Annotated in this window: 21 protein-coding genes and 1 tRNA gene; 12 read left to right on the top strand and 10 right to left on the bottom strand. The window is 60.1% G+C overall.

The annotated features are described in order from the left end of the window. Window positions 1-22: 22 nt before the first annotated feature. The 7 genes from rbfA (at window position 23) to ATY79_RS14030 (ending at window position 6,825) form a co-directional block, all read left to right on the top strand. Window positions 23-433: a 30S ribosome-binding factor RbfA gene (gene rbfA / locus ATY79_RS14060; RefSeq protein ID WP_088704169.1), complete on the top strand. Its 411-nt coding sequence runs from the start codon at window positions 23-25 to the stop codon at window positions 431-433. A 12-nt stretch (window positions 434-445) separates the two neighbouring features. Continuing rightward, window positions 446-1,378: a tRNA pseudouridine(55) synthase TruB gene (gene truB, locus ATY79_RS14055; RefSeq protein ID WP_088692561.1), complete on the top strand. Its 933-nt coding sequence runs from the start codon at window positions 446-448 to the stop codon at window positions 1,376-1,378. 130 nt (window positions 1,379-1,508) lie between these two features. Continuing rightward, window positions 1,509-2,360 carry an alpha/beta hydrolase gene (locus ATY79_RS14050; RefSeq protein WP_088704168.1) on the top strand — a complete coding sequence of 284 codons (852 nt, stop codon included), beginning with the start codon at window positions 1,509-1,511 and terminating at the stop codon, window positions 2,358-2,360. A gap of 157 nt (window positions 2,361-2,517) precedes the next feature. Continuing rightward, window positions 2,518-2,787: a 30S ribosomal protein S15 gene (gene rpsO / locus ATY79_RS14045; RefSeq protein WP_016552226.1), complete on the top strand. Its 270-nt coding sequence runs from the start codon at window positions 2,518-2,520 to the stop codon at window positions 2,785-2,787. A 316-nt stretch (window positions 2,788-3,103) separates the two neighbouring features. After that, window positions 3,104-5,254, top strand: coding sequence for a polyribonucleotide nucleotidyltransferase (pnp, locus tag ATY79_RS14040; protein WP_088692559.1), 2,151 nt, complete (start codon window positions 3,104-3,106; stop codon window positions 5,252-5,254). 75 nt (window positions 5,255-5,329) lie between these two features. Continuing rightward, window positions 5,330-6,346, top strand: a complete 1,017-nt coding sequence (locus ATY79_RS14035) for a class I SAM-dependent methyltransferase (RefSeq protein ID WP_088692558.1) — start codon at window positions 5,330-5,332, stop codon at window positions 6,344-6,346. Between the two features lie 71 nt (window positions 6,347-6,417). Then, on the top strand, window positions 6,418-6,825 hold the full coding sequence (locus ATY79_RS14030) for an ester cyclase (RefSeq protein WP_088704167.1): 408 nt from the start codon (window positions 6,418-6,420) through the stop codon (window positions 6,823-6,825). Between the two features lie 53 nt (window positions 6,826-6,878). On the opposite strand, the gene fabI is transcribed toward ATY79_RS14030, so the two are convergent. Genes fabI through fabA form a run of 3 tightly spaced genes read right to left on the bottom strand, consistent with a single transcriptional unit; the run spans window position 6,879 to window position 9,487 of the window. Next, the gene (gene fabI / locus ATY79_RS14025) at window positions 6,879-7,685 is read right to left on the bottom strand and encodes an enoyl-ACP reductase FabI (protein WP_088692556.1); all 807 of its coding nucleotides are present in this window, start codon (window positions 7,683-7,685) and stop codon (window positions 6,879-6,881) included. Window positions 7,686-7,689: 4 nt separating this feature from the next. Beyond that, window positions 7,690-8,913, bottom strand: a complete 1,224-nt coding sequence (fabB, locus tag ATY79_RS14020; RefSeq protein ID WP_088692555.1) for a beta-ketoacyl-ACP synthase I — start codon at window positions 8,911-8,913, stop codon at window positions 7,690-7,692. A gap of 58 nt (window positions 8,914-8,971) precedes the next feature. After that, entirely contained in the window at window positions 8,972-9,487 is a 516-nt protein-coding gene (gene fabA / locus ATY79_RS14015) for a 3-hydroxyacyl-[acyl-carrier-protein] dehydratase FabA (RefSeq protein WP_007528973.1), read from the bottom strand. A gap of 303 nt (window positions 9,488-9,790) precedes the next feature. On the opposite strand from fabA, the gene irrA reads away from it, so the two are divergent. Continuing rightward, on the top strand, window positions 9,791-10,210 hold the full coding sequence (gene irrA, locus ATY79_RS14010; protein ID WP_088692554.1) for an iron response transcriptional regulator IrrA: 420 nt from the start codon (window positions 9,791-9,793) through the stop codon (window positions 10,208-10,210). A gap of 2 nt (window positions 10,211-10,212) precedes the next feature. Here the strand turns inward: irrA and ATY79_RS14005 are convergent, their stop codons facing one another. Beyond that, window positions 10,213-10,848: a trimeric intracellular cation channel family protein gene (locus tag ATY79_RS14005; RefSeq protein WP_088692553.1), complete on the bottom strand. Its 636-nt coding sequence runs from the start codon at window positions 10,846-10,848 to the stop codon at window positions 10,213-10,215. A gap of 124 nt (window positions 10,849-10,972) precedes the next feature. On the opposite strand from ATY79_RS14005, the gene ATY79_RS14000 reads away from it, so the two are divergent. Beyond that, window positions 10,973-11,455, top strand: a complete 483-nt coding sequence (locus ATY79_RS14000) for a hypothetical protein (RefSeq protein WP_088692552.1) — start codon at window positions 10,973-10,975, stop codon at window positions 11,453-11,455. Window positions 11,456-11,460: 5 nt separating this feature from the next. Here ATY79_RS14000 and ATY79_RS13995 read toward each other — a convergent pair whose 3' ends face one another. The 4 genes from ATY79_RS13995 to ATY79_RS13980 all read right to left on the bottom strand — a co-directional run bounded on the left by ATY79_RS13995 (window position 11,461) and on the right by ATY79_RS13980 (window position 13,842). Next, window positions 11,461-12,246 (bottom strand): YdcF family protein, encoded by a 786-nt coding sequence (locus ATY79_RS13995; RefSeq protein ID WP_088704166.1) that lies wholly within the window; start codon window positions 12,244-12,246, stop codon window positions 11,461-11,463. A gap of 54 nt (window positions 12,247-12,300) precedes the next feature. Further along, on the bottom strand, window positions 12,301-13,023 hold the full coding sequence (locus tag ATY79_RS13990) for a YoaK family protein (protein ID WP_088704165.1): 723 nt from the start codon (window positions 13,021-13,023) through the stop codon (window positions 12,301-12,303). Window positions 13,024-13,231: 208 nt separating this feature from the next. Further along, window positions 13,232-13,307, bottom strand: a tRNA-Ala gene (locus ATY79_RS13985). A 148-nt stretch (window positions 13,308-13,455) separates the two neighbouring features. After that, complete coding sequence (locus ATY79_RS13980; RefSeq protein ID WP_007528983.1) at window positions 13,456-13,842, bottom strand: TIGR02300 family protein; 387 nt, start codon at window positions 13,840-13,842, stop codon at window positions 13,456-13,458. Between the two features lie 239 nt (window positions 13,843-14,081). Here ATY79_RS13980 and ATY79_RS13975 point away from each other — a divergent pair, with 239 nt between their 5' ends. From ATY79_RS13975 to rpsA, 3 genes are all read left to right on the top strand, one after another. Then, window positions 14,082-14,723 carry an FMN-binding negative transcriptional regulator gene (locus ATY79_RS13975; protein WP_088704164.1) on the top strand — a complete coding sequence of 214 codons (642 nt, stop codon included), beginning with the start codon at window positions 14,082-14,084 and terminating at the stop codon, window positions 14,721-14,723. Between the two features lie 8 nt (window positions 14,724-14,731). Then, window positions 14,732-15,379 (top strand): (d)CMP kinase, encoded by a 648-nt coding sequence (cmk, locus tag ATY79_RS13970; protein WP_189638019.1) that lies wholly within the window; start codon window positions 14,732-14,734, stop codon window positions 15,377-15,379. 166 nt (window positions 15,380-15,545) lie between these two features. Further along, entirely contained in the window at window positions 15,546-17,249 is a 1,704-nt protein-coding gene (rpsA, locus tag ATY79_RS13965; RefSeq protein ID WP_088692545.1) for a 30S ribosomal protein S1, read from the top strand. A 90-nt stretch (window positions 17,250-17,339) separates the two neighbouring features. On the opposite strand, the gene ATY79_RS13960 is transcribed toward rpsA, so the two are convergent. Both ATY79_RS13960 and ATY79_RS13955 read right to left on the bottom strand, forming a co-directional pair. Further along, complete coding sequence (locus tag ATY79_RS13960; protein ID WP_245312376.1) at window positions 17,340-18,827, bottom strand: hypothetical protein; 1,488 nt, start codon at window positions 18,825-18,827, stop codon at window positions 17,340-17,342. A gap of 297 nt (window positions 18,828-19,124) precedes the next feature. Next, the gene (locus ATY79_RS13955; RefSeq protein WP_088692543.1) at window positions 19,125-19,751 is read right to left on the bottom strand and encodes a ribonuclease D; all 627 of its coding nucleotides are present in this window, start codon (window positions 19,749-19,751) and stop codon (window positions 19,125-19,127) included. Window positions 19,752-19,769 lie beyond the last annotated feature (18 nt).

Below are 19,769 nucleotides of genomic sequence, written 5' to 3'. Positions count from 1 at the left end.
GAACCTTTTGAGGCAAAGAAAAATGGCAACAAGACCAACAACCTCCGCACCTTCGCAGCGTATGCTGCGCGTCGGCGAGCAGGTTCGCGCCGCTATCACGCAGGTTCTGCAGCGTGGCGAAGTGCGCGATGACGTGATCGAGAAGACCGTCATTTCCATCTCCGAAGTCCGCATGTCGCCTGATCTGAAGATCGCGACGGCCTACGTGACGCCGCTCGGTGTAACGGATCATGATGCAGTGATCGCTGCGCTGAACCGCAATGCGAAATACATCCGTGGCCGCCTTGGCCCGCAGCTTCGGCAGATGAAATACATGCCGGATATCCGCTTCCGCGACGATACGAGCTTCGACAATTACAAGAAGATCGACGAGTTGCTGCGCTCACCCGAGGTGAGCCGCGATCTCGACCACGGCGATACCGAAGAAGAATAGTAGAAGAGACTGATGTCCAAACCACGTAAACCGAAGGGCCGCCCGATCTCGGGCTGGCTGATCCTCGACAAGCCGGTCGATTTCGGCTCCACCGAAGCTGTTTCCAAGATCAAGTGGCTGTTCAAGGCGCAGAAATGCGGTCACGCCGGCACGCTCGACCCGCTGGCCTCGGGCATGCTGCCGATCGCGCTTGGTGATGCGACGAAGACCGTTCCCTACGTGATGGACGGCCGCAAGATCTACGAATTCACCGTAACCTGGGGTGAGGAGCGCGCAACCGACGATCTCGAGGGCGATGTAACGCAGAGCTCCGACAAGCGCCCGAGCGAACAGCAGATCCGCGACCTCCTGCCAAAATACACCGGCGTCATCAGTCAGGTGCCGCCGCAGTTTTCGGCAATCAAGATCGCGGGCGAGCGGGCCTACGATCTGGCGCGCGATGGCGAGGCGGTGGAAATCCCCTCCCGTGAGGTCGAGATCTTCCGCCTGACGCTGTTGTCATGCCAGGACGCCAATACGGCGCATTTCGAAGTCGAATGCGGCAAGGGCACCTATGTACGCGCGTTGGCGCGCGATTTCGGCCGCGAACTCGGCTGCTACGGCCACATCTCGGGCCTGCGCCGCAGCTTCGTTGCACCGTTTGCCGAAGAAACGATGGTACCGCTTGCCGACCTCGTCGCGCTCGAGGCGATCGAAGACGCCGACGAACGGCTTGCTGCCCTCGATGCCCTGCTGATCGACACCAGCGAAGCGCTCTCCTCGCTGCCGCATCTCGTCGTCAATGACGACCAGGCACATCGTCTGAAGATGGGCAACCCGATCCTCGTGCGCGGTCGCGACGCACCGGTTGCCGAAAGCGAAGCCTATGCTACGTCTCGCGGCAAACTGGTTGCGATCGGCGAGATCGGCCAAGGTGAGTTCCGCCCGAAACGCGTCTTTGGCTGAGCTTCTATAAACTTCTGGTTTTGGCTCGCTCTAGCGCCGGCAAAACCATAGATGGCAGTTGTCAGCCTTTGGCATTGAGATATGTTTCCCTGATCCGGGCCGTGGAGCCCTTTGGATCAGGGAGACAGTCATGGGCAGACTTGCAGCCGGCATCCTGATGTTCTTCTCGGCGGTTTTGATGGCCGCGAGCGCTTGCTCGGCAGAGCGCTGGGCAACGTTGCCAGCCTTCCCGCCAATGCCGACAGCAAAGACGAGCGGCATGGCACCCGTCAACGACATCAAGATGTATTACGCCGAGTATGGTGAGGGCGATCCGATCCTGTTCATCCATGGTGGGCTCGGTAGCGCGGACGTCTGGGGCTATCAGGTGGCTGAGTTCGCGAAGGATCATCGGGTAATCGTGGCTGACAGCCGCGGACACGGCCGCTCGACGCGCAGTAAGCAGCCGTTCGGCTATGACCTGATGACGTCGGATTATGTCGCTTTGCTGGACTATCTGAAGCTCGACAAGGTGACCCTGGTCGGCTGGTCTGATGGCGGCATCATCGGCATCGACATGGCGATGAAGAACCCTGAGAAGCTGACGCGCGTGATCGCGCAGGCGGCGAACGTCACGACCGACGGCTTAAAGGCCGACGTTATGACCAACGAGACCTTCAGCAATTACATCAATGCCGCCGGCGAGACTTACAAAAAACTCTCGCCGACACCGAACGAATATGATGCCTTCGTTACCGAGATCTCGGCGATGTGGGCGAGCCAGCCGGCCTGGACTGCCGACGACCTTGGCAAGATCAAGGTACCCGTCACCTTGACGATCGGCGACCACGACGAGGCAATCAAGCTCGACCATACCGAGATGATGGCCAAACAAATTCCGGGATCGAAGCTGGTGATCCTCAAGGACGCGAGCCACTTCGCCATGCTGCAGGACCCAGAGGGCTACAATGCCATGATCCGGGATGCGATGGCCGGAAAGTGACGAATCGGCGATCTGTGGCATACCTCTTTCCATTGCAGCGCATTTGGTTTATACGCAGCGCCAGCAATCGGGCTCGGCCCGAATGCATTCGCGGCCGAAGCTGGACGACATCCCGGCTTTTGGCGACCTAATCTCCTCTCATAGAAAGGAACATCCGATGTCGATTACTGCTGAGCGCAAGACGGCTCTCATCAAGGAATACGCAACGTTCGAAGGCGACACCGGTTCTCCGGAAGTTCAGGTTGCCATCCTGACCGAGCGTATCAACAACCTGACCGGCCACTTCAAGGACCACAAGAAGGATAACCATTCCCGCCGTGGTCTGCTGACGATGGTTTCCAGCCGCCGCTCGCTTCTTGACTACCTCAAGAAGAAGGACGAAGGCCGCTACACCAAGCTGATCGGCAGCCTGGGTATCCGCCGCTAATGATTTTTCGGCGGGCGCTCCCCCTTGGGACGCCCGCCGGATTTTTTCGGGGAACCTTTCCCCACCCGCCGCTCATGGCGATTGCCCGGCAGACCCGGATGGGCCGGTTCTGCCAAACCAACCGTTGACCTGTCATGGGGCAGGATTGCCGGATGCTTTCGGCCAGAGCTCGAGGAGCTTTGGCCCGGTCTCTTCCGGGGCCGTCGATGTAAAGCCTCCCGTTGTCTTGCCCATGATGCGTCACACCGATTGCGGTTGACCGTGCGCCGTGCCTTGGAAGGCGGGGCGCATGTTCCCGCATTGAAGGACAAGACATATGTTCGATACTCATAGTGTGGAAATCGAGTGGGCAGGCCGCCCGCTGAAGCTCGAAACTGGCAAGATCGCCCGCCAGGCCGATGGCGCCGTTCTCGCGACTTACGGCGAAACAGTGGTTCTCGCCACCGTCGTTTCCGCCAAGGCACCGAAGCCGGGCCAGGACTTCTTCCCGCTGACCGTCAACTACCAGGAAAAGACCTACGCAGCCGGCAAGATTCCCGGTGGCTACTTCAAGCGTGAAGGCCGTCCGAGCGAAAACGAAACCCTCGTTTCCCGCCTGATTGACCGCCCGATCCGCCCGCTCTTCCCGGAAGGCTACAAGAACGACACCCAGGTCGTCGTCACCGTCATCCAGCATGACCTCGAAAACAACCCCGACATCCTTTCGATGGTTGCGACCTCGGCGGCACTCACCCTTTCGGGTGTTCCCTTCATGGGCCCGGTCGGTGGCGCCCGCGTCGGCTACATCAACGGTGAATACGTTCTCAACCCGCATCTCGACGAGATGGACGAGTCGGTTCTCGACCTCGTTGTAGCAGGTACGCACGACGCCGTTCTGATGGTTGAATCCGAAGCCAAGGAACTGAATGAAGAAGTCATGCTCGGCGCCGTCATGTTCGGCCACCGCGGCTTCCAGCCGGTTCTCGACGCGATCATCAAGCTCGCCGAAGTGGCTGCCAAGGAACCGCGCGACTTCCAGCCGGAAGACTATTCGGAACTCGAAGGCGAAATGCTGAAGCATTTCGAAGCCGAGCTGCGCACCGCCTACAAGAACACGCAGAAGGCCGAGCGCTACGCTGCCGTCGACGCCGTCAAGGCGAAGGTCAAGGCGCACTTCCTTCCGGAAGAAGGCGAAGCCAAGTACACGGCCGAAGAAGTCGGCGCGATCTTCAAGCACCTGCAGGCAAAGATCGTTCGCTGGAACATTCTCGACACCAAGAGCCGTATCGACGGTCGTGACCTCGAAACCGTTCGTCCGATCGTCTCGGAAGTCGGCCTCCTGCCGCGCACCCACGGTTCGGCGCTCTTCACCCGCGGTGAAACGCAGGCGATCGTCGTTGCCACGCTCGGCACCGGCGAAGACGAACAGTACGTTGACAGCCTCACGGGCATGTACAAGGAGCGCTTCCTGCTCCATTACAACTTCCCGCCCTACTCCGTTGGTGAAACCGGCCGCATGGGCTCCCCAGGCCGCCGCGAAATCGGTCACGGCAAGCTCGCATGGCGCGCTATCCACCCGATGCTGCCGTCGGCTGAGCAGTTCCCCTATACGCTGCGCGTTGTCTCAGAAATCACCGAGTCGAACGGCTCGTCCTCGATGGCAACCGTCTGCGGTACCTCGCTCGCTCTCATGGACGCCGGCGTTCCGCTTGCGAAGCCAGTTGCCGGTATCGCCATGGGTCTGATCCTCGAAGGCGATCGCTTCGCCGTTCTCTCCGACATCCTCGGCGACGAAGACCACCTCGGCGACATGGACTTCAAGGTCGCCGGTACCGCTGACGGCATCACTTCGCTGCAGATGGACATCAAGATCGCCGGTATCACCGAAGAGATCATGAAGGTCGCGCTCAGCCAGGCAAAGGGCGGTCGTGCCCACATCCTCGGCGAAATGGCCAAGGCCATCACCGAGAGCCGTGGCCAGCTCGGCGAATTCGCACCGCGCATCGAAGTCATGAACATCCCGGTCGACAAGATCCGCGAAGTTATCGGCTCCGGCGGAAAGGTCATCCGCGAAATCGTCGAAAAGACCGGCGCCAAGATCAACATCGAAGACGACGGCACGGTTAAGATCGCTTCCTCGTCCGGCAAGGAAATCGAAGCGGCCCGCAAGTGGATCCACTCGATCGTTGCTGAGCCGGAAGTTGGTCAGATCTACGAAGGTACGGTCGTCAAGACCGCCGACTTCGGCGCATTCGTCAACTTCTTCGGCGCCCGGGACGGCCTCGTCCACATCTCGCAGCTCGCTTCCGAGCGTGTTGCCAAGACGCAGGACGTCGTCAAGGAAGGCCAGAAGGTCTGGGTCAAGCTCCTCGGCTTCGACGAGCGCGGCAAGGTCCGCCTGTCGATGAAGGTTGTCGACCAGGCAACCGGCCAGGAACTCCCGGCTGCCGAAAAGTCCGAAAAGAAGAAGGAAGATGCGGCTGAGTAAGCAGCGCCTTTCAACTCGTTCGAGGGCGTGGGAGTTTTCCCGCGCCCTTTTTGTATCCGAAGGTGAGAAGAGATCATGAGCCGCGAAACCCTGAAGACCCTGTTCCATCCCTTTGCCAGCGGCACCGTCGACGCGCCCGGCGAGGGCGAGCGTGTGCTCTTTCTGGGCGCCGAGGCAGGCTTCGCAGTGCCGGAGGGCTTTGCCGCCTCGCTGAGCGCCGTACAGGGCCTCCGGCCGCTGTACCGGCAGCTTCTCTCCCAACGCATCGAAACCACGCCTGAGATTGAAGGCGAGGACTACGATGCCGCCTTGGTCCTCTGCAACAAGCACAAGGGCGAGAACGAGGCCAACATCGCTGCCGCGCTTCAGCGTGTAAAGGTCGGTGGCCTGATCGTCATCGCCGGCGGCAAGGAGGATGGCATCCAGTCGCTCCGCAAGCGCATGGAGGGTTTCGGCTTCGACATCGAGCATATGCCGAAATATCACGGCGTTGCGTTGTGGTTCGCGCGGCCGGCCGATCTCAGCGAGATTGTCGGCAAGTTCGCCAAGCCACCCGTTCGCGTCGATGGCCGCTTCCTGGCCGCGGCTGGCATGTTCTCGCACGACCGCGTCGATGATGGCTCGGAATTGCTCGCCTCGCGCCTGCCTGCCGATTTCACCGGCGACGTCGCCGATTTCGGTGCTGGTTGGGGGTATCTCTCCGTCGAATTGGCAGAGCGGTCTCCCGGCGTCAGCCGTCTTGACCTCTACGAAGCCAACTACGCCGCTCTGGAAGCGGCAAAGGCCAATCTGGAGGAGAACTGCCCTGACGTGCCTGCGCGCTTCTTCTGGCACGATCTGGCCGGCGAACCGGTGAAGGACAAGTACGATCTCGTCATCATGAATCCGCCCTTCCACGAAGGCCATGCGGCAGAGCCGTCGCTCGGCCAGGCGATGATCAAGACGGCCGCGTCGGTGCTGCGTGGCGGCGGTCGCCTGCTGTTGGTTGCCAATCGTGGCTTGCCTTATGAGCCGGTGCTCGCTGCGAACTTCAAGGAAAGCGGAGAGACCTGCCGCAATGCCCGCTTCAAGGTGCTTTGGGCGAAGAAGTAGGCTGCCGACATAGGCAGCCTTGGGGGATCTGCTAGACTTGCTGCAGATGGAGAGACAACAGGGGGAGAGACATGGAGACGGAAGCCAACAAGACGCTCGTAAGGGCCTATGTTGAGGCATTCAATCGCTTCGACATGGCCGCACTGCGCGAGCTGTTTGCCGCCGATGCGCGGATTTACGGTGTTCTGGGGTATGGCGGTCTCGATGACGTCGAGCCCATCTGGCGCGAGCTTCACGAGGGTATGAACATAAACCTCGAGATCCTCGATATCGCCGCCGAGGGAGCGAATGTCGTGGTTCGCTATCGGGAAAGCGGGCGCTATTCCGGTTTCTTTCGCGGTCTCGTGGGTCATGACCCGACCGGCAAAAGCTACGAAGTCACTGCAATGGAATGGTTCGTGGTCGAGAACGGAAAGATTGCGACTCGCTGGGGCGCCAGGGATTCGGCGGCCATCTTGCGGCAGGTCACGCATCCCTAGCGGATGCATCTTGAAAAAAAGCCGGGCTCGTCATCAAGCCCGGCTTTCAGTGTCTATTCCACGTCTGCCTTGCGTAGCGTCTCGAGCGCCGGCATCGAGGTAATGTTGAAGCCGGCATCGACGAAGTGGATTTCGCCGGTGACGCCTGCTGCCATGTCGGAGAGCAGGTAGAGGGCCGAATTACCGACGTGATCGATGGTCACGGTCTTGCGCAGCGGCGAGTTCTGCTGGTTCCACGACAGAATGGCGCGGGCGTCAGAGATACCGGCGCCAGCCAGCGTGCGAATCGGGCCGGCGGAGATCGCGTTGACGCGAATACCACGCGGGCCGTAGTCGGCGGCCAGATAGCGCACGGAGGCCTCGAGAGCGGCCTTGGCAACGCCCATGACGTTGTAGTTCGGGATGACGCGCGTCGAGCCGTTATAGGTCAGCGTCAGCATCGATCCGCCTTCGTTCATCAGAGGCGCGCAGCGCTTGGCGATCTCGGTGAAGGAGAAACAGGAGATGACCATCGTGCGGCTGAAGTTGTCGCGCGTGGTGTCGGCGTAAAGGCCCTTGAGCTCGTTCTTGTCGGAGAAACCGATGGCGTGAACGATGAAGTCGAGCGCGCCCCAGCGTTCCTTGATCGCTTCAACTGTGGCATCGACGGAGGCAATGTCCTCGACATCGCAAGGCAGAACGAATTCGGATCCGACTTCGGCGGCCAGCGGCTTGACTCGCTTGCCGAGCGCATCGCCCTGATAGGTAAAGGCGAGTTCGGCACCCTGCGCTGCCAGCGCCTTCGAAATTCCCCAGGCGATGGAATGGTTGTTCGCGACACCCATGATGAGGCCGCGTTTACCCTGCATAATTCCCGTCATATTGTTATCCGTTATAGCGCTGGAAGACGAGCGTGGCGTTGGTGCCGCCAAAGCCGAAGGAGTTGGAAAGCGCAATGTCGATCTTGGCATCGTCGATGCGCTTGCGAACGATCGGAACACCGTCGAATTCCGGGTCGAGCTCGGTGATGTGGGCGCTTTCGCCGATGAAGCCGGCCTGCATCATCAGCAGCGAGTAAATCGATTCCTGCACGCCGGCTGCGCCCAGCGAGTGGCCCGTCAGCGACTTGGTCGACTGGATGTGCGGGATCTTGTCGCCGAAGACTTCGCGGATTGCACCAATTTCCTTGCTGTCGCCAACAGGGGTGGAGGTGCCGTGCGTATTGATATAGTCGACATCGCCCTTAACGGTGGCGAGCGCCTGACGCATGCAGCGGATCGCGCCTTCGCCCGATGGAGCGACCATGTCGTAACCATCGGAGGTCGCGCCGTAGCCGACGATCTCGGCGTAAATCTTTGCCCCGCGCGCCTTGGCACGCTCCAGTTCTTCCAGCACGAGCACGCCCGCGCCGCCGGCGATGACGAAGCCGTCGCGGCTGACATCATAGGCACGCGAAGCCGTGTTAGGCGTGTCGTTGTATTTGGAGGACATGGCGCCCATGGCGTCGAAGAGGTTCGACATCGTCCAGTCGAGGTCTTCGTGGCCGCCAGCGAACATCACGTCCTGCTTGCCCCACTGGATCATCTCGGCGGCATTGCCGATGCAGTGTGCCGAGGTCGAGCAGGCCGACGAGATCGAGTAGTTGACGCCGTGGATCTTGAACCAGGTCGCGAGCGTTGCCGATGCCGTCGAAGACATCGCCTTCGGGACGGCAAACGGGCCGATGCGCTTCGGGCTGTTGTTCTTAATGGTAATCTCGGCCGCTTCGATCAGCGTGCGCGTCGACGGGCCGCCAGAGCCCATGATGATGCCGGTGCGCTCGTTGTTGCTGATGTCGCTCTCTTCGAGGCCGGAATCGGCGATCGCCTGCTTCATCGCAACGTGGTTCCAGGCACCGCCCTGCGACAGGAAGCGCATGGCGCGGCGATCGACCAGATCAGTCGGATCCAGCGTCGGGCGACCCCATACCTGGCATTTGAAGCCGTGCTCGGCAAAATCGTTGGAGAAGGAAATGCCGGACTTGGCATCGCGCAGCGAGGCAGTGACCTCGGCGGCATCATTGCCGATCGAGGAAACAACGCCCAGACCCGTGACAACTACCCGTCTCATGTGTTTCGACCTTTTCGTTTTTTCTAACTTGGAAACCGGGCAAAGATGCCCGGTGCAATCAGGCTTCTTTGTCCTTGGACAGGCCGACGCGCAGGTCGGTGGCCTGGTAGATGGTTTCGCCGTCGGCCTTCAGCCAGCCATCGGCGGTGCCGAGAACCAGGCGGCCGCGCATGACGCGCTTGAAATCGATGCCGTACTCGAGCAGCTTCGTCGTCGGGCGGATCATGCCCTTGAACTTCACTTCGCCTGTCGAAAGCGCCATGCCGCGCCCGGGCTCGCCCAGCCAGCCGAGGAAGAAGCCAGTCAGCTGCCACATGCCATCAAGGCCAAGGCAGCCTGGCATGATCGGGTTGCCGGCGAAGTGGCACGGGAAATACCAGTCGTCTGGCTTCACGTCGTACTCGGCGCGGATGTAGCCCTTGTCGAAGGCACCGCCGGTTTCGGAAATGTCAGTAATGCGATGAACCATCAACATCGGCGGGAGGGGAAGCTGCGCGTTGCCCGGACCGAACAGTTCGCCGCGGCCGCAGGCCAGAATTTCCTCGTAGTTGAAGCTGGATTGTTTCGTCGCCATGAAAACTCTAATTCCCCCCGCAACTGTGCCGATGGATGTGAACGTTTAGTCCAAGTTCAGCAGAAAATGAAGCATAAGCATGACTGAGCTTCACCCACCTTCGGAGGACCGACTGCGCGCCTTATTTGGTGGTCGCATACAGGAAGGCCAAGCCCCCGGCCAGCACTAATTGCGCCAAAAGCCCGATTTTGCGGCGCTTTCGCACTCTTTGTCCCCATTGAAACTATTGAAACGCTTTTGCGCAAAAGTTATATGGCTAATGAAACCTGATTGCTTGACGCTAGATTAACCGGAGTTTGTCGGATGGTGGCAGAGGCCCCGCTTACCATTGAGGCACGGCTGAGACACGCCGGCCTGCGTCCGACGCGCCAGCGCGTCGCACTCGGTGACCTGCTCTTTGCCAAAGGCGATCGGCATCTGACGGTTGAAGAACTCCATGAGGAGGCCGTGCAAGCGGGCGTGCCGGTGTCGCTGGCGACCGTCTACAACACGCTCCACCAGTTCACCGAAGCCGGCATGATCCGCGTTCTCGCCGTCGAAAGCGCCAAGACCTATTTCGACACCAACGTCTCCGACCATCACCACTTCTTCATCGAAGGCGAAAATGATGTGCTCGATATTCCGGTCAGCAATCTGACCATCGGCAATCTTCCGGAGCCGCCGGAAGGTCTCGAAATCGCGCATGTCGACGTGGTGATCCGCCTGCGCGCCAAGCGGCGCTGATTTCACATCACATCGTCAGGGTGCCGGCCGGGCTTGGCCTTGTACGTCGGAAATGTCCAGCCGAAGTACAGCGCGCCGCCACGCACGAGGAATGCCGCAAGGACACCGACTGCGGAGGCTGCGTAGAGCGGCAGATTAAGTGCATTCGCAGCCGTAAAGATGCTACCGCCGACCAATGCTGCCGTGATGTAGATTTCCGGCCGCAGCAACACGGACGGCTCATTGGCCAAGAGATCGCGGAGGATGCCGCCGAAGGTCGCCGTCAATGTCCCGGTAACGATGCCGATCGTCGGTGAGCCGGTAGCGGCAAGACCCTTCGCCGCACCCATTACGCAATAGGCGGAGAGCCCGACGGCATCCAGCCAGATCAGTAAGCGATAGCGCGACTCGACAAGGTGGGCGGTAAAGAACACCAGGACGCCAACGGCGCAGCAAACGATGACGTAAGTCGGGTTCAGAACCCAGAATACCGGCACGCGTCCAAGAATAATGTCGCGTACCGTGCCGCCGCCGGTGCCGGTGACGATCGCAAAGAAGAGAAAGCCGATCAGGTCGAGCTGCTTGCGCGACGCCGCGAGCGCGCCGGTCGCCGCAAAGAGCGCAACGCCGGCATAATCAACGTAGACGAACGGCGACATGCAGTCCTCCAGAACCGACGAGTATCTTTCCGAAATATGAATCACGGCGGCAAGGGCGGCGCAAGGCGGATCAGCCAAACTGTGCGGCCAACAGCGTCCTTATTCGACCAAAAGAGAAACCCTCGTGAAAACGCTTCTGATCGCTTTGAACATTGCCGCGCTACTCGCCGTACCAGTTGCGGCCTTTGCCCAGCAGTCGCTTATCTCGGACCCGGAGATTTATGAGAAGAAGCACTTTCAGGAACAGTGCACCAAGGCCGAGTTTTCGGATGGCTACGTCATCCGCCAGGATATCAACAACGATGGCTTGGTCGACGCCGTCGTCAATGAGGGCGAGTTGACCTGCGACGGCGAGAAGGGGCCGCAGTGCAATGACGACGGCTGCACCTACAATTTCTATCTGCAGGTGGCCGAGGGCGGCTATTTCATGATCGCGACCGCCCAGATCTATGGCTACGACTTCGTGAAGCGCTTCGGCAACATGGTGCTGGCGATGAAAATGCACCCGCGCTTCTGCGATCGCCCGGATGCCGACAAGACGAAAGAGCCCTGCATCGTCACGGCCCGCGTGCGCGGCACCAAGTTCGTGACGATCTCCAAGAAATAGCGCGTTCAGCCAGGATAGAGCTCCGAGGTGCGACCGGCGAGATAGTAGCCGACAAGACCGAACCACTCGCGGATCGCTGTTGCGAGGTTCTGGGAATTTCGGCTCGGCTGCGTGAAATCGAGGCCAAGACCCTCTCGTCCGTCGGTCCGATAATCTGTCGGCCAGGGCACGATGTCGATACCAAGCTTGCGGAAAATACCGACCGACCGCGGCATATGATAGCCTGAGGTGATCAGCAGGCAGTTCGAGAGGCCATGGCTCACCAGGAGTTCCTTGGTGTTCATCGCGTTTTCGAACGTCGTCCGTGACGTCGTTTCCTTAACCAGGCGTTCCCTGCCGATGCCGAACATCGGGAAGAAGCGCGCCGATATCACCGCGTCGCCTTCATAGATTCCGGAAATCGAACCATCACCTCCTGAAATCAAGATTCGCGCCTGCGGAAATTTCTGTGCCAGCCGCAGCGCCTCGACGAAGCGATCAGCGCCGGCATTGAACTCGACGCCGTGTCGGGCGGTATTCACCTCGTTCTCGAAAGCGCCGCCCAACACGATCATGCATTGCAGGTTTGCCGGATCCTGCGGTTTCATAAACCGATCCTCGAGACCTTGCAGAAGGTAGTTGCCGGCAGTCGTGTAGAGCGTGATGAACAGGATGAGGCCCGCAATCGCGGACGAAACGAGGCTTGTCGCACGCCAGCGGACAAGGCCCGCCAGCACGGCAAGCACGACGAAAAGAAAAGCGAGCGACAATGGTTGCCCAAACAGCCAGACGAGCTTTGAAAAGAGAAACAAGGATGCCTTCCTTCCGCGGTTTTCCGCGCACCCGTTATCTGATTCGGTGGGGTTCTATTGTGACCGTGACTTCATATGCGCTGGCGAACGTGGCGCGGCGTTAAACCGGCTTTGGGTGCGTTTGGGAATCAACAGGGCGGCGAGCGCAACCAGCATCGCAAAAACGGCAATCAGCCACAGCGCCGCCGCCCCCGCGATCTGTGTCAGCAGCGCCCCAACGATAGCCCCAGCCAGCATGCCGGCCCAAGGCACGATCTGGATGGTCCAGTCCATTCGCCTGTCGCCGATGATCCAGCGTCCAAGACCGCGTCCGAAACGTGAAAGTGCCCCTGTGACATAGGTCAGCCCGATCGGCAGCCCTTCGATCTGCTCGACCGCCGCGTTCACCATCCCCATCGAGGCAACGATGAGATAGAAGCGCGGCATTTCCACACTCTCGCCCATCATAAGCGAGGCGGTTGCCAGCGCGATGCTGACGCATGACAGTACGGCGAAGGTGCGCCGGTCCGAGAAATGCGCGATCACGATGCCGACGGCGTTGCCAAGCACGAAGACCATGATCGCCGAGAGAAGAATGGCTGCATGCCGCAGGTTGCCCTCTCCGAGCGACAGGGCTGCACGTGTCGTGTTGCCCGTCATGAACGAGACGAAGTCCCCTGTCAGTGAAAGGCCGGTCGCATCGGTCATCCCGGCCAGAAAGGAGATCGCGCCGGCAAGCGTCAGGCCCGTTGCGGTTCTGCGCGTATGGATAAGCCGCCGCCGTCTTTCTCGCGTCATTAAAATCAAGGCTCCAGTCCGCCGGAAAAGCCGGCGTCGACACACATAGCCGCTGTTGCTAAAAAATTGGCAAAGCATCGGCAAGCGAAGCGCCGTGGCAGCCGACTCTTCAGTTGATCGTGACGGTCGATATCGCCAAATCCGGCCAGGCGGGCGCTAAGACACAAATGTTCGATGCAATAAGAAAGCACTATATATTCGGAAGATATGGTGGAGCTAAGCGGGATCGAACCGCTGACCTCTTGCATGCCATGCAAGCGCTCTCCCAGCTGAGCTATAGCCCCATCAAGGCGGTCCGGCGAGCCGGTCCTGGGATGCTTCGCGAAGGCTTGCCTCGCGGAGTGGCGGCTTATTACTTCCGGTTTTTGGAGATAGCAAGCCAAAAAAATCGGCCCGGCGAAATTTTCTCGTCCGGGCCGAGACTTAATCCGATCAGACTTCGTCTTCGTCGCCGGTGACGCCGATGATGTCGCTCATGTCGTCATCGTCGTCGTCTTCGTCGGCTTCCAGGAAGGTGTCGTCGTCGTCGCCTTCGATTTCGACGTCGTCGTCGCCCATATCAGGAATGTCGTCGCCGGATGCGCCTTCATCGGCGTCCTCGAGCGAAACCATTTCGACTTCCGTGTTTTCCGTATCGACTTCCGCCACTTCCTCTTCATCCTGGGCTTCGGCCGCTGCGGCAGCGGAGGTTTCCTCGAAGAAGGAGAGGGGATAGGACTTGCCTGTATAAGGAGAAACAATCGGATCCCGGTTCAGGTCGTAGAACTTCTTGCCGGTTTCCGGATCGGTACGCTTCGTTCCAAGTTCAGCTTTCGCCACTGTAAGCCTCGTGAGAATGGCCGAATCAAGATTCGGCAAATGCCGTGAAAACCGGCGTTCTATTCGGAATTTATAAGCCGGTCCCCATAATCGTTGCAGCACGGCATGTCAAAGCCAAACTTCACGCATCGCTCATGCGCGACGGATGACCGGCGCCGCCGTTTGTGGTACTGAGCCGGCGATTGTTCATTTGCAGGGCAGATCGGCATGTCGCCGGCTGCCGGAATGGGTGCGAGACAATGTACCAGCCGCCGCATTTTCGTGAGGAAGACCTGAGCGTCCAGCACGCCTTGATCCGGGCGCATCCGCTCGGCTTGCTGATCACTGCGGGTGCCTCGGGCCTGATGGCGAATTCGATTCCTTTCCATCTGGATGCCGCGGCCTCCCAGAAGGGTACGCTGCGCCTTCACCTCGCCAAGGCCAATCCGCAGTGGCGCGATATCGAGGCCGGCGCCGACGTGCTGGCCGTCTTCCAGGGCGCCGATGCCTACATCACGCCATCCTGGTACCAGACGAAACAGGAGACCGGCAAAGTCGTGCCGACCTGGAACTACGCGATCGTGCAGGTGAGGGGCAAGGCACGTGTCATCGACGACGCGGCCTGGCTGCTTCAGCAGATCAACGCGATCACGACGCAACAGGAAGGGCCACGCGCTAGGCCCTGGGCAGTCGGCGATGCGCCGGATGATTTCATCCGCGCGCAGATGAAGGGCATCATCGGCGTCGAAATCGAGATTGCCGCGATCGAAGGGAAGTGGAAGGTAAGCCAGAACCGACCGGTTGCCGATCGCGAGGGCGTTGCTGCTGGCCTCGGCGAAGACGCCGGGCAGGCGGATATGGTCGATCTCGTCCGCCGCTACGGCGGACTGGCGGAAAAATGAACGGACAGATGACCTCAAGACACTTTACCATTGCCATCGATGGACCGGCGGCCGCCGGCAAGGGAACACTTTCGCGCCGCATCGCGGAGACCTACGGATTTCATCATCTCGATACGGGCCTCACTTATCGCGCCACCGCAAAGGCCTTGCTCGACGCTGGCCTGACGCTCGACGATGAGGCGGTGGCGGAAAAGATGGCTCGCGAGGTTGAATTGGCCGGTCTCGATCGCGATATACTCTCGAAACACGAGATCGGCGAGGCGGCCTCGAAGATCGCGGTTATGGCCGCAGTGCGGCGTGCACTGGTGGAGGCGCAGCGGCGGTTTTCGGAAAAGGCGCCGGGAACGGTGCTCGACGGCCGCGATATCGGCACCGTTGTCTGCCCGGCTGCGCCGGTGAAGCTCTATGTAACGGCACGTCCCGAGGTTCGGGCGAAGCGCCGCTATGACGAAATAACAGGCAAGGGAGGAATTGCCGATTTCGATGCCATTTTCGAGGACGTCAAGCGCCGCGACGAACGCGACATGGGACGGGCCGACAGCCCTTTGAAACCAGCCGAAGACGCGCACTTGCTTGATACGTCGGAAATGAGTATAGAGGCCGCGTTTCAAGCTGCGAAATCGATCATCGATGCAGCGTTGAGCCGAAATACCTAATTCGAGCGATTTGCCCAAGCTTTGCCTGGGTCGCTTTCGAAGACTAAGCCTGAAATTCCGTCCAAGCGCCGGATTGCTTCCCGACAGGAAGCGGACTGGGTTCAGGCCCGTTCAACACGAACCAACCGGCGCATACGTATCCGGATTCGGATATGCAGGAGATTACATGTCAGTAGCTACTCCCTCTCGCGAAGATTTCGCGGCCCTTCTCGAAGAGTCCTTTGCCAAGCACGACCTGGCTGAAGGCTATGTCACCAAGGGCATCGTAACGGCAATCGAGAAGGACTCTGCCGTTGTCGACGTCGGCCTCAAGGTCGAAGGTCGCATCCTACTCAAGGAATTCGGCGCCAAGGCCAAGGACGGCTCGCTCAAGGTCGGCGACGAAGTCGAAGTTTACGTTGAGCGCATCGAAAACGCTCTCGGCGAAGCTGTTCTGTCGCGCGAGAAGGCTCGCCGCGAAGAAAGCTGGATCAAGCTCGAAGCCAAGTTCGAAGCCGGTGAGCGCGTTGAAGGCGTTATCTTCAACCAGGTCAAGGGCGGCTTCACGGTTGACCTCGACGGCGCGATCGCCTTCCTGCCGCGTTCGCAGGTCGACATCCGTCCGATCCGCGACGTCACCCCGCTGATGCACAACCCGCAGCCCTTCGAAATCCTCAAGATGGACAAGCGCCGCGGCAACATCGTCGTATCGCGTCGTACGGTTTTGGAAGAATCCCGTGCCGAGCAGCGTTCTGAAATCGTTCAGAACCTCGAAGAAGGCCAGGTTGTTGACGGCGTCGTCAAGAACATCACCGACTACGGTGCGTTCGTTGACCTCGGCGGCATCGACGGCCTGCTGCACGTCACCGACATGGCATGGCGCCGTGTGAACCATCCGTCGGAAATCCTGTCCATTGGCCAGCAGGTCAAGGTTCAGATCATCCGCATCAACCAGGAAACCCACCGCATCTCGCTCGGCATGAAGCAGCTCGAGTCGGATCCGTGGGATGGTATCCAGGCCAAGTATCCGGAAGGCAAGAAGATTTCCGGTACCGTCACGAACATCACCGACTACGGTGCGTTCGTCGAGCTGGAGCCGGGCATCGAAGGCCTGATCCACATCTCGGAGATGTCCTGGACCAAGAAGAACGTACACCCCGGCAAGATCCTGTCCACGAGCCAGGAAGTCGAAGTCGTCGTTCTCGAAGTCGATCCGTCCAAGCGTCGTATTTCGCTCGGCCTCAAGCAGACCCTGGAAAATCCGTGGGCGGCATTCGCTCGCAGCCATCCGGCTGGCACTGAAGTCGAAGGCGAAGTCAAGAACAAGACCGAATTCGGCCTGTTCATTGGCCTCGACGGCGATGTTGACGGCATGGTGCACCTCTCTGACCTCGACTGGAACCGTCCGGGCGAACAGGTCATCGAAGAATACAACAAGGGCGATGTCGTTAAGGCTGTCGTTCTCGATGTAGACGTCGAAAAGGAGCGCATCTCGCTCGGCATCAAGCAGCTCGGCAAGGACGCTGTCGGCGAAGCTGCTGCTTCGGGCGACTTGCGCAAGAATGCAGTCGTTTCCTGCGAAGTTATCGCAGTCAACGACGGCGGCATCGAAGTGAAGCTCGTCGACCACGAAGACATCACCTCGTTCATCCGCCGTGCAGACCTGTCGCGCGACCGCGACGAGCAGCGTCCGGAACGCTTCTCGGTTGGCCAGGTTGTTGACGCCCGCGTCACCAACTTCTCCAAGAAGGACCGCAAGATCATGCTGTCCATCAAGGCGCTGGAAATCGCAGAAGAGAAGGAAGCTGTTGCTCAGTTCGGTTCGTCCGACAGCGGCGCTTCGCTCGGCGACATCCTCGGCGCGGCTCTGAAGAACCGCGGCGGCGAATAATCGTCAGCCTCAGGCTTGAAGACTAAAAGAACCCGCCGGAGTGATCCGGCGGGTTCTTTGCATTTGTGCTGTCCATGCAAGTGTGGCTGGCTATTCCCAGTCGACCTTGCGCCGGTAGAGCATATAGGCCTCGTCCGCATTTGCAGCCATCGGCAGCGGCGGCGCCGGTCGGTGAGGCGGTATTCCCGCCTTGATCTGACTTTCCCGGGAGGTCAGAGCCTCTGCGACTTCGTCGTCGGTGGCGAGACCCGTTCCTTCCTCCTCCGACGGTTCGCCGTGCTGCTCCGCATCTTGCTCCGACGGCTCGCCGCCATTGTGGTCTTCGCGGTACATCTCGCGGGCACCGCTATCGTCAACCTCGTCCTTTGAGAATTCGTAGGGCTGCATCGCGTAGGGTACGCCCTCGACAATCTTCATCAGCACCGGCACATAGGTTTCGTCGATGGCCTGCTGCACGATCAGCGGGCCCTGGACTTCCGGAGCCTGATGTTTTTTCGCGGTTGCGATAGCTGCTTCGCCTGCCGGCTGTTCTGCCACGAGCGGTGACTGGCGTGCCATGCCTTCCGGCAGGGGCAGCGCGCGATCAGGCAGTGCAGTCAATTCCTCCGGCAGATCGGCCAGGATCGTCTCATCGAGGATGATGTCGATTTCGACTGCCGGATCCGGTTCGGCTGCCTCGAGCAGTGATTCCGTTTCCTGGTCCTGAATAATTGTCACGATCAGTTTCGTTGTATCGTCCGACAGGGATGCAGGTATCGCCGCCCAACTCTTCGGAATGATGGGATCGCCCTTGGATACCGTTCCGTTCGTGTCTGCGTGCATGGTTTCATGGGCCGCCTCGGCCTTTTCGCTGGACGCCACGCTCTCCAGCAAGACTTCGCCGAGCTCGGGGAGCGCTTCTTCGCCGGTCGCCTCGACAGCCGCTTCGGCGATTGGCCTGTCGGTGGAGACAGATCCTTTGATGAGTTGGACGGGCTCGCCATCTGCATTGAGATACGCGGCGGCAACGAGCGCCGTCCGCGGTTGCGGAGCTTCCGGCTCCTGCCTCGCCGTAACCGGAGCCCGCGCCGCGTCAGCAAGATTGTCCCGATGGATGCTGATTTCGGTCCGCTGCTCCTGGCGCACCGGCGAGGCATCGTTCTGGCCGTAGGAGCGAACGACGGCGCGGGCAGCCAGATCGCGATCCTTGTAACGAATGGTTTCGAGATAGGTGGCGATGCGGGCGGCTTCCGGTCCGGCCGGGTTTCGCAGTGCCTCGGCGAGCAACCGAAGCGGGACTGCATGGCCTTGCATTGCAAGCTGACGCTCTACCTGTTCGATTTTCGCCGACGGCAATTTCTGAATCGCGGCCGCCAGACGGGAGGCAAAGGCCAGATCGGTTTCATCTTCCTCCCGCGGGATTGAAAGCACCTCGCTGGTCGCATTGAGGACATCAAGAAGGGCGTCGACCATGCGTGCACGCACGGCCAGCAGCAGGATGTTGAGTTTGCCGGCAACGGAGGAATTAAGATCCGCGCCCTGGATCTGGTGGACCGGAGCAACGGTGCTGGCAGCGCGCACGAGGCCGTCAGTGCTCACGGCGGCCGTCTGCCCCTGGGAAGATAAACTTGCATTTGACGCTGCACGAACCGGAACCAACATGTCATGCTCCTTCTTTCGTAAAGTGCGATGAAAGCAGGTTACAAGAAGGCCGCGCTCATCCGGCCCGTCGCATTCCCCGGCAGTTCCTTGCTGCGCGACGTGACGCTCCATTGCGCCGTCGAATGCATAAAAATTGGTAAACAATTTAACGACGCGGCGGTTAACGAATCGCTAATGGCCGGTGCGCGGTTGGGCCGTACCCCCGGTCCTGTCTGTCCAAAATCCAGAAATGTCTCAGCTATGCGCGAAGATGTCGGCTTCTTCCCAGCCGAGCAGGTCGAGCTTGGCCCGTGTCGGAAGGAATTGGAAGCAGGCATTGGCGTGATCCATGCGACCGTCGCGCACCAGCCGTTCAGTCAGCTTGTCACGCAACGCATGCAGGTAGAGGACGTCGGAGGCGGCGTACTCCAGCTGGGCTTGCGACAGAGTTGCTGCCGCCCAGTCGGAAGACTGCTGCGCCTTGGAAATATCGACCTCAAGCATTTCCTTGAGATTATCCTTGAGGCCGTGCCGATCGGTGTAGGTGCGGCAAAGGCGCGAGGCAATCTTCGTGCAGAACACCGGCTGGGCGGTGACTCCGAACGTATGGAACAGAACCGCGATGTCGAAGCGGCCGTAGTGGAAGATCTTCTGGCGGGAAGGATCCGCCAGCATCGCAACCAGGTTCGGTGCGTCTTTCTGGCCGGCAGCGATGCGGATGACATCAGCCGAACCGTCGCCCGGCGAGAGTTGGACGACGCAAAGCCTGTCCCGGCGCGGCACGAGGCCGAGCGTTTCGGTATCGATCGCAATGGCTCCGGTGTAGCGCGCAGCATCCGCCGCGGAGATATCACCTTCATGGTAACGTATGGTGGCTGCCATCGATCTCGTCTCTCACTC

Source organism: Rhizobium sp. R693 (assembly GCF_002211315.1).
GTDB lineage: Bacteria > Pseudomonadota > Alphaproteobacteria > Rhizobiales > Rhizobiaceae > Rhizobium.
Note: the sequence above shows the minus strand (reverse complement) of the source record. Positions and strands in the feature narration are given on the sequence as shown.

Coding starts and splice junctions, on each gene's coding strand:
- rbfA (WP_088704169.1), top strand. CDS start 23: ATGGCAACAAGACCAACAACCTCCGCACCTTCGCAGCGTATGCTGCGC.
- truB (WP_088692561.1), top strand. CDS start 446: ATGTCCAAACCACGTAAACCGAAGGGCCGCCCGATCTCGGGCTGGCTG.
- ATY79_RS14050 (WP_088704168.1), top strand. CDS start 1,509: ATGGGCAGACTTGCAGCCGGCATCCTGATGTTCTTCTCGGCGGTTTTG.
- rpsO (WP_016552226.1), top strand. CDS start 2,518: ATGTCGATTACTGCTGAGCGCAAGACGGCTCTCATCAAGGAATACGCA.
- pnp (WP_088692559.1), top strand. CDS start 3,104: ATGTTCGATACTCATAGTGTGGAAATCGAGTGGGCAGGCCGCCCGCTG.
- ATY79_RS14035 (WP_088692558.1), top strand. CDS start 5,330: ATGAGCCGCGAAACCCTGAAGACCCTGTTCCATCCCTTTGCCAGCGGC.
- ATY79_RS14030 (WP_088704167.1), top strand. CDS start 6,418: ATGGAGACGGAAGCCAACAAGACGCTCGTAAGGGCCTATGTTGAGGCA.
- fabI (WP_088692556.1), bottom strand. CDS start 7,685: ATGACGGGAATTATGCAGGGTAAACGCGGCCTCATCATGGGTGTCGCG.
- fabB (WP_088692555.1), bottom strand. CDS start 8,913: ATGAGACGGGTAGTTGTCACGGGTCTGGGCGTTGTTTCCTCGATCGGC.
- fabA (WP_007528973.1), bottom strand. CDS start 9,487: ATGGCGACGAAACAATCCAGCTTCAACTACGAGGAAATTCTGGCCTGC.
- irrA (WP_088692554.1), top strand. CDS start 9,791: ATGGTGGCAGAGGCCCCGCTTACCATTGAGGCACGGCTGAGACACGCC.
- ATY79_RS14005 (WP_088692553.1), bottom strand. CDS start 10,848: ATGTCGCCGTTCGTCTACGTTGATTATGCCGGCGTTGCGCTCTTTGCG.
- ATY79_RS13990 (WP_088704165.1), bottom strand. CDS start 13,023: ATGACGCGAGAAAGACGGCGGCGGCTTATCCATACGCGCAGAACCGCA.
- ATY79_RS13975 (WP_088704164.1), top strand. CDS start 14,082: ATGTACCAGCCGCCGCATTTTCGTGAGGAAGACCTGAGCGTCCAGCAC.
- cmk (WP_189638019.1), top strand. CDS start 14,732: ATGACCTCAAGACACTTTACCATTGCCATCGATGGACCGGCGGCCGCC.
- rpsA (WP_088692545.1), top strand. CDS start 15,546: ATGTCAGTAGCTACTCCCTCTCGCGAAGATTTCGCGGCCCTTCTCGAA.
- ATY79_RS13955 (WP_088692543.1), bottom strand. CDS start 19,751: ATGGCAGCCACCATACGTTACCATGAAGGTGATATCTCCGCGGCGGAT.